The following is a 7826-nucleotide window of genomic DNA, read 5'->3' on the forward strand; positions in this document are numbered from 1 at the left end:
AGGCGCACAGCAGGAGGGGCGGCGACTCAGTCGTGCGAACTCATGACGTGCTTGAGACGGGTGTAGTCCTCGACTCCGTAGGCCGAGAGATCCTTGCCGTAACCGGAATACTTGAAGCCGCCGTGCGGCATTTCGGCGACGAGCGGGATGTGGCAGTTGATCCACACCGCACCGAAGTCGAGAGCAGCGGAGACGCGTTGCGTGACACCGTGATCCTTGGTCCAGATGCTCGAGGCCAGGCCGAACCGAACGTCGTTGGCAAGCGTGATCGCCTCCTTCTCGTCGGAGAAGCTCTGGACTGTGAGGATAGGACCGAAAGTCTCTTCCTGCACGATGTCGTCCGATTGCGCGACGCCGGTGATGACGGTCGGCTCGAAGAAGAATCCGGTTTCGCCCGAACGCTTTCCGCCGGTAACGATCTTGGCCGACGCCGGCAGGTTCGCGATCTTGTCGCTCACGGCGTTGAAGTGATTGATGTTGTTGAGCGGGCCGTAGAAGGCATCAGGATCGGAAGGCGCTCCGGGGCGCAGCTTCTCGGCGTTCCGGACGAGGGCTTCGACGAGCTGATCGTGGATGGACTCGTGAACGATCACGCGAGTGGCCGCGGTGCAATCCTGGCCGCCGTTGAAGAACGCTGCCTCGGCGATGCCGGTGGCGGTCTTCTCGATGTCGACGTCGCCGAAGACGATCGCCGGCGCTTTGCCGCCCAGTTCGAGGTGCGCGCGCTTGAGTTGCTGTGCTGCGGACACGGCGACAGCGATGCCCGCCCGCACCGAACCGGTGATCGAGACGAGACCGAGGGCCGGGTTCTCCACCAACGTCGCTCCGGTTCCGCCGTTGCCGAGCACGACGTTGAACACGCCGTCCGGCAGGATGCCCTTCGAGAGCTTCGCCAGGACCAGCGTGCTGCCCGGTGTGGTGTCGCTGGGCTTGAGGACGATCGTGTTGCCGGCCGCGAGGGCGGGCCCGATCTTCCACAGCGCCATCATGAACGGGTAGTTCCAGGGCGTGACCTGACCGACGACGCCGATCGGCTCACGACGGACGTAGGAGGTGAAACCCTCCATGTACTCTCCGGCCGCCTTGCCCTCGAGAAGTCGTGCGGCTCCGGCGAAGAACCGCATCTGATCGGCTCCGACCTTGACCTCTTCGTCGGCGATCATCTGGTGGGCCTGGCCGGTGTTGGCGCTTTCGGCTGCGACGATTTCGTCGCTGTGCGCTTCGATGGCGTCGGCGAGCTTGAGGAGTGCAGCCTGCCGCACGCTCGGCGTCGTCTTGCCCCAGGTCTCGAATGCTCTCTGTGCGGCTTCGACGGCGGCGTCGACGTCTTCCTTCGTGGAGACCGGCGTACGCCCGACCACACTCTCGTCCACGGGGTTGATCAGGTCGAGTGTTTCCGTCGCGGCTGAGGCGACGAATTCACCGTTGATGTAGTTCTCGAGTACGACGATCGACATCGGTACCGGTTCCTCTCGAGGTCGAACGAGTTCCGGCCGAGGTGATCAGCACGGAACTCGCACTTTGTGGGGCGTGTGTGAGCAAGTGTGCGCTGACTCACAAGTAAAGGCAGCTGCCAAAAAGGTGAAATCTTTGATCGCCGACGCGCCGAGTTGTACAGTCCAGCCCATGACGATCGCTGTGCGGTGGATGTTGGCGCAGCCGGACCTCGCGCTGGAACTCAAAGGCGGCGCCCAGGGCGTCGGTCGCGAAATCACATTTGCGCACGCCACGGAGTTGCTCGACCCTTTCCGGTGGTTGACCGGCGGCGAATTCATCCTCACCACCGGCATCCGATTGCCGTCCACTCAGCAAAAGCGCGGCCGCTATCTCCGAATGCTCGACGCGGCAGGTGTGGCGGCGGTGGGATTCGGAACCGGGCTCTCGTACCCCGAGGTCCCGGCCGATCTGGTGGCCGTCGCCGACGAGATCGGACTCCCGCTGATCGAGGTGCCGCTGCCGACGCCTTTTGCTGCCGTCGTCAAGCGCGTAATGAGCCGGTTGGCAGAGCAGGAATATGAAGCTGTCCTCCGGGCGTCGCGGGCGCAACCGCGGATGACGCGTGCCGTCATTTCCGGCGGAACGGCTGCGACCGTGCGTGAACTGGCGATCGCGACTTCGGCGACGGTGCTTCTTCTCGACGTCGCCGGAAGAGTTCTCGAGAGCTCACCTCAACTGCCGACGGACGACGTGATCGACGAACTGCGAGCAACTCTCGGGGGCGGTGCCTCCAGTAGCGTGACGCTCGCAAGGTCTGGAGCGTCGATCGCGGTGCAGCAGATCAGCGTCGGGCGAACGCCGTACGGATACCTGGCGGTGATCAGTGCTTCGGCGCTCAGCTACGTCGATCAGATACTGCTCGGTCACGCGAACTCGTTGTTGGCATTGGACTTCGAGAAACCCGCGCGCCTGCGTGCTACTCAGGATCAGTTGAATTCGCACGCCCTCGGACTGCTGCTCACCGAGGATCGCGACCCGGCGCCGGCGTGGCAACAGATCAGGCAGGCCGCCGACGGCGAGGGAATGATCCGAGGATTGACAGTTCTTGCCGACACGTCCGACGTAGCGGGACGCGTCGGAGCCGAGATTGCCGAGTTCATGAACAAGGCAGGGCGGCAGTTGTTCTCGCGGATCAACGACACTCGCGTCACGGTGCTGCTGCGTGGAACCGACGACGTCGAGTTCGCCCGAGAGCTGCTCGGCGGGGTATCGAGGTCGGATCTTCGCGCGCTTCGTGTCGGCTTGAGCGCGCGACGGGTGGTCGCTGCGCTGGCGGTCGCCGTCGAACAGTCCCAGCTGTGTGCGTCGGCGGCCGAAATCGGTGGCGAACCTTTGGAATTCGCGGCGCTGACCGGAAGTGTGCTGCTGTCTTTCGATTCGACGCGTGAAGTGCTCAACACGTTGGCGGAAACGATGATCACACCGATCGAGGACTACGACCGTGACAACGGCACCGAACTGCTGGCGTCGTTGCGGGCATTTCTCGAGGCCAACGGACACTGGGAAGCGGCCGCCATCACGATGGGCGTTCACCGGCACACACTGCGGAGCCGAATGGCGAAGGTGGAGAGCCTGATCGACTGTCGGCTGGAAGTGGCCAGGGTTCGGGCCGAACTACTGCTCTCGATCATTGCCCGGCAATCGTGACTGCCGGGCAATGATCGAGACTTGGCAAAGCGGCCGTCAGGCTTTGCTGCGAGCGATGATGTCGGCTGCGGTTCGCTGACCCATCCGAACGGCACCGTCGACGTGCTGGTACCCCTCGGCCGCAATGTCGGAGCACGAGAAGTGAATCGGGCCGACGGGCGTGCGGGAATCCGCGCCGTAGCGGTGCAGGCCTCCGAGGTCGAAGCTCGCTGCATACGCACCGCGGGTCCATTCCTCCGAGCCCCAGTCGGATTCGTAGTACACAACCGGCTCTTCGGCCTTCGGGCCGAGATAGCGGGCAAGTGAGGCCAGAATCGTGGCCTTACGCTCCTCGACGGAAAGCTCGAACATCGCGTCGGCCTTCTCGTCGGAGACGAACGCGACCAGGGTGCCGCGATCGTCCTCGTGGTTGGTGTTGTCGTACACCTCCTGCACTACCTCGGACGCGCCGAAGCCGGTGCCGGAGAGGCCGTCTTCGCGCCAGAAAGGCGTCTCGTACACCGCGTGAACCTTGATGACGAGGCCGAGGGACTGGTGCTGGTGCATCTGGTGCTGACGACGCGGCAGCGGGGGATCGTACGAGATTCGGGAGTAGAGGTTGGGCGGTACGGCCAGGATCACTCGGCTTGCCTCGACGCGAACATCGCCGTCCGCCAACACCGTTGCACCGGATTCGTTCCACTTCACCGTTCGCACGGGTGCGTTGAGGAAGACGTCGTCACCGAGGGCCTCCGCCATGCGGATCGATACCTGCTGCATTCCGCCGATCACTCGCTTGTCGAGAATGAAGTCCTCGTCGACAAGGTGGGAGAACGAACCTGCGGAAGCGGCCATGAGTACGGCCTGCAGGGCAGAGAACGAGTGGGCGGGCTTGGTGAGCATGCCACCGGCGATGAAGAGGCCGATGTTGTCACGTGCCTCGGCGTCGTCGGACTGATTGATCAGCCACTGCTTGAAGGAGACTGTGTCGAGATCGCGGGCGAGGGGATGTGCCCACGGTTCCTCGGCGCCGATCTGTGCTGCGAGATCGTCCATCTCGTCGATGAGACGGTCCATCTCCTTCTTCGTGGTGTCGTTCGTGGGGAAGGAATCACCCGTGTACTGCGTCCGCTCACCTGCCGACGAGATGTAGACGGACTCGCCCTCGCGGTAGCGCTCGAAAGTTTTCAGGCCGAGTTCGTCGAGCAAGGAGATCAGCGCGGTCTGGTCGGGGGAGACCCACTGGCCGCCGATTTCCAGAACTGCTCCGTCGATGGTGTCGGTCCACGTGCGGCCGCCGACGCGGTCGCGCGCTTCGATCACAGCGACGGTCAAACCGGCCTTGCGCAGCGCGGTTGCAGCTGCCAGGCCAGAGGGGCCGGCACCGACGATTGCAACGTCTCTCTGGAGAGTAGGCACTTGCGAGCTCCTTCATGTTGAGCACCGCTCGAGTCGAAAGCTGCCGACGAGCGAGTGAACGGGTGTCGGTTTTCAGTCTGTCCCGAGGAGACGCACACCACACCTGACGAAACGGCGTGTTCGATCGTCGAACTTGTGCCGTTTAGGCGCGCAGCTAGCCGTTGATGACGTGACGATCGCCGAGCGGTCGGCTCAGCGGGACATCCAAGCTGCCGAACACGGCAACCAGAATGCACATCTTGTCCGCGGCCTCGGGCAGTGCCCCGGTTCGGAGCGTGACGATCACCGTCGTATCGGTCTCTTCGACGGTTGCGTACGCGCCGTAGCACTCCGGAGTGCCGGTCACGAAGTGGACGGCCACCGTGTGATCGTCGACCTCGGACCACGATTCGAACATCGTGGCCGTCGCACCCACGATGTCGGTGCGGCTGTCGAACTCCGTGCCCATCTCGCTGTCGTCGACCTCGTCGGGAACGGGGGTTCCGAGCGACCAGTCGGCGGGACTTGCTTCGTTGGCCGCCATCGGATTCGGTGCGGCAACCGGCCCCGTGGTCTGGGCCCCGACGGAGCATCCGGCCACAGCAAGGCAGGCCAGAACGGCGAGGGTTAGTACACGCATGAATCCACCGTAACCCTGCTCAAGCGAGTAGCGCTGTGACCAGCGCAATTGCCGGAATTGACGCCAAAGTGGTGACAAAGGCACTGTCTCGGGCGAGGACCATTCCGCGCCGATAGCGGCTTGCGTAGATGAAGACGTTCTGCGCCGTCGGCAACGTCGAGACGACCACGATGGCGAACAACTGATGACCGTCGATGTCGAGGAGGAAATGCGCCATCAGATAGGCCAGCACAGGTTGGACCACGATCTTGAGCGTCGACGCCAGCGCGACGTCGCGGCGTGGACTCGAGCCCTTCTCCAGCACCCGCACGCCGTAGAGCGAGAGCCCGAATGCCAACAGCGCACCGGGTACCGACGTCGCGCCGATCAATTCGAAAGGCTGCATCAGCGGCCGGGGCGGTACCCAACCGATCAACGCGACGATCAACCCCGCAGCGCCCGCGAGCACGATCGGATTCTTGAACGGGGCGGTGACGGTGTCGATCAACGAGAGCTTCTCGGCATCCGCGCCGCGAAGGGCCGTCAGATCGAGGATCGTCAAGGCGATCGGGGAGTACACGACGATCTGGAAGAGCAGGAGCGGCGCGACGAACGTGGCATCGCCGAGCACGAACACCGCGATCGGGATTCCGAGGTTGGCTGAATTCACGTACGAAGCCGACAGCGCGCCGATGGTCAGTTCGGGTAGCGGCCGGTTGAGCCAGATCTTTGCGACGACGACGTACAGAGCGCCGACGGCAAAGGCAGTAGCCGACGCAACGGCGAGCGTCGGCGAGAAGATCACCGAAAGATCGGACGACGCGAGGGTGGTGAACAGCAGGGCAGGCGTCGCGACGAAGAAGACGAGTCGACCGAGAACGAACTGTCCTTGGCTACCGAGGGTGCCGAGACGGCCGAGGAGATACCCGACCGCGATGACAACAAAAATTACGGTGAAACCCGCAACAACTCCCGACACGCTGCGGGCACCTCTCGACTGGAATGAACGACTTCGGGAAAATCTTAGTCAGGGCAACAAAAAGGCCGCGCAGTCGAGTGACTGCGCGACCTCTTCGGTACTTCTACGTGTGACTACTGAGCACGTATGACTACCGGGCGGCGGTGAAGGGGAGCAACGCCATTTCGCGTGCGTTCTTCACTGCAACGGCGACCTGACGCTGCTGCTGCGGGGTCAGGCCCGTGACGCGACGGCTGCGGATCTTGCCGCGGTCCGAGATGAACGTGCGAAGCAAGTTGATGTCCTTGTAATCGACATGCGTGATCTTCGCTGCGAACAACGGGTTCTTCTTGGGCTTACGACCCTCTACGGGGCGTGGCTTCTTCGACGGTGAACGCTTGACTGCCATCCGACTTCCTTACCAGCTCGACTTGTGTACGCCAGGCAGTTCCCCACGGTGCGCCATTTCTCGCACGCGAATCCGGGAGAGCCCGAACTTCCGCAGGTGGCCGCGCGGACGTCCATCCGCAGCGTCTCGATTGCGCAATCGTACCGGACTGGCGTCGCGTGGTAGACGTTGCAGGGTCGCTTGGGCCTTCGCGCGCTCCTCTGCCGAGCTTTTCGGGGAGCGGATCGTCTCCTTGAGAGCGGACCGCTGCTCCGCGTACCGCTCGACGACGACCCGTCGCTGGTTGTTCTTCGCGATCTTCGACTTCTTGGCCATGCCTACTTCTCTTCTCGGAAATCGACGTGCTTTCGCAGCACTGGGTCGTACTTCTTCAGTACGAGTCGATCGGGGTCGTTACGACGGTTCTTGCGGGTCACGTACGTGTACCCGGTGCCCGCGGTGGACTTGAGTTTCACGATCGGGCGGATCTCGTTGCGTGCCATCTGCTCAGACCTTCTCGCCGCGCGCGCGGATCCGGGCGACGACGGATTCGATGCCGTCGCGGTCGATCGTCTTGATGCCCTTGGTCGAGAGCGTGAGTGTGATGCGACGCCCCTCGCTGGGCAGGAGGTAGGTCTTGCGCTGGATGTTCGGGTTCCAGCGACGGTTCGAACGCTTGTGAGAGTGCGAGACGGATTTTCCGAACCCCGGCACACGTCCGGTCACTTGGCAGTGAGCCGACATGGGTGTTCCTTTCAACTTGCAGATGACAATCATTTTCGACAATGCGGTGAGATCAATGTACCGTTCAACCTCGGTAATGACAATCATTCCCAGAAAGGCCCGCTGTGAACACGATCTTGGACGGCAGGACTCCGCTGGTCCTGGTCGCCGGCATGAGCGAATCCACCCCACACACCGCACGAGCGTTGCTGAGAACCGGAACTGTTCTGGTCCACCACGACCTGAGCCACGTCCGTGAAGGGGTGGTCCGGCGGACGGTCACCTCGATGACCGGGAGTGCCGGGTCTGCCGGCACTGTGTCCGAGCGCGAGACGATCCTCGAGCTCGCGCACGGCTGCGTCTCCTGCACCCTGCGCGAAGACTTGCTGCCGCTCCTGCGCCGGCTTCACTCGCACAGTTCGGTGCAGCGGATCGTGTTGCTGTTGGACCGGCAACTCGAGCCCGAGGCGCTGTGCTGGGCGATCGAGCACGTCGTCGTGACCGGCGTCGTCGGCCAACTGGACGGACCGGCGCAGCGGGACGTCCGCGTCGACGCCGTCGTGACGTGCATCGACGCGGTGACCTGGCTGGCAGACGCCACCGGCGACGAAGCCCTC

10 protein-coding genes are annotated in these 7826 nt (G+C 63.4%); 2 read left to right on the forward strand and 8 right to left on the reverse strand.

The genetic code is table 11. The features are described from left to right. Window positions 1-26: 26 nt before the first annotated feature. On the reverse strand, window positions 27-1457 hold the full coding sequence (locus tag YH3_RS19725; RefSeq protein ID WP_003946421.1) for a gamma-aminobutyraldehyde dehydrogenase: 1431 nt from the start codon (window positions 1455-1457) through the stop codon (window positions 27-29). Window positions 1458-1626: 169 nt separating this feature from the next. Between YH3_RS19725 and YH3_RS19730 the strand changes: the two genes are divergently transcribed. Next, a complete protein-coding gene (locus YH3_RS19730) occupies window positions 1627-3144 on the forward strand; it encodes a PucR family transcriptional regulator (RefSeq protein ID WP_003946355.1) in 1518 nt (505 codons plus the stop codon). A gap of 36 nt (window positions 3145-3180) precedes the next feature. On the opposite strand, the gene YH3_RS19735 is transcribed toward YH3_RS19730, so the two are convergent. The 7 genes from YH3_RS19735 to rpmB form a co-directional block, all read right to left on the reverse strand. Continuing rightward, window positions 3181-4542 carry an NAD(P)/FAD-dependent oxidoreductase gene (locus tag YH3_RS19735; RefSeq protein WP_007727552.1) on the reverse strand — a complete coding sequence of 454 codons (1362 nt, stop codon included), beginning with the start codon at window positions 4540-4542 and terminating at the stop codon, window positions 3181-3183. A 154-nt stretch (window positions 4543-4696) separates the two neighbouring features. Beyond that, the gene (locus YH3_RS19740; protein ID WP_007727550.1) at window positions 4697-5161 is read right to left on the reverse strand and encodes a hypothetical protein; all 465 of its coding nucleotides are present in this window, start codon (window positions 5159-5161) and stop codon (window positions 4697-4699) included. A 19-nt stretch (window positions 5162-5180) separates the two neighbouring features. Beyond that, the gene (locus YH3_RS19745; RefSeq protein ID WP_007727548.1) at window positions 5181-6119 is read right to left on the reverse strand and encodes an AEC family transporter; all 939 of its coding nucleotides are present in this window, start codon (window positions 6117-6119) and stop codon (window positions 5181-5183) included. Between the two features lie 130 nt (window positions 6120-6249). Beyond that, entirely contained in the window at window positions 6250-6507 is a 258-nt protein-coding gene (gene rpsR / locus YH3_RS19750; protein WP_003946414.1) for a 30S ribosomal protein S18, read from the reverse strand. A 9-nt stretch (window positions 6508-6516) separates the two neighbouring features. After that, window positions 6517-6822, reverse strand: a complete 306-nt coding sequence (gene rpsN, locus YH3_RS19755) for a 30S ribosomal protein S14 (RefSeq protein ID WP_003946379.1) — start codon at window positions 6820-6822, stop codon at window positions 6517-6519. Window positions 6823-6824: 2 nt separating this feature from the next. Further along, entirely contained in the window at window positions 6825-6989 is a 165-nt protein-coding gene (rpmG, locus tag YH3_RS19760; RefSeq protein ID WP_003946358.1) for a 50S ribosomal protein L33, read from the reverse strand. A gap of 4 nt (window positions 6990-6993) precedes the next feature. Further along, window positions 6994-7230 carry a 50S ribosomal protein L28 gene (gene rpmB, locus YH3_RS19765; protein WP_003946346.1) on the reverse strand — a complete coding sequence of 79 codons (237 nt, stop codon included), beginning with the start codon at window positions 7228-7230 and terminating at the stop codon, window positions 6994-6996. Between the two features lie 104 nt (window positions 7231-7334). On the opposite strand from rpmB, the gene YH3_RS19770 reads away from it, so the two are divergent. Further along, window positions 7335-7826: GTP-binding protein (locus tag YH3_RS19770; RefSeq protein ID WP_371595159.1), on the forward strand; the 492-nt coding region annotated here is incomplete at its 3' end.

The sequence above is a fragment of the Rhodococcus sp. YH3-3 genome (genome assembly GCF_001653035.1).
GTDB lineage: Bacteria > Actinomycetota > Actinomycetes > Mycobacteriales > Mycobacteriaceae > Rhodococcus_F > Rhodococcus_F qingshengii.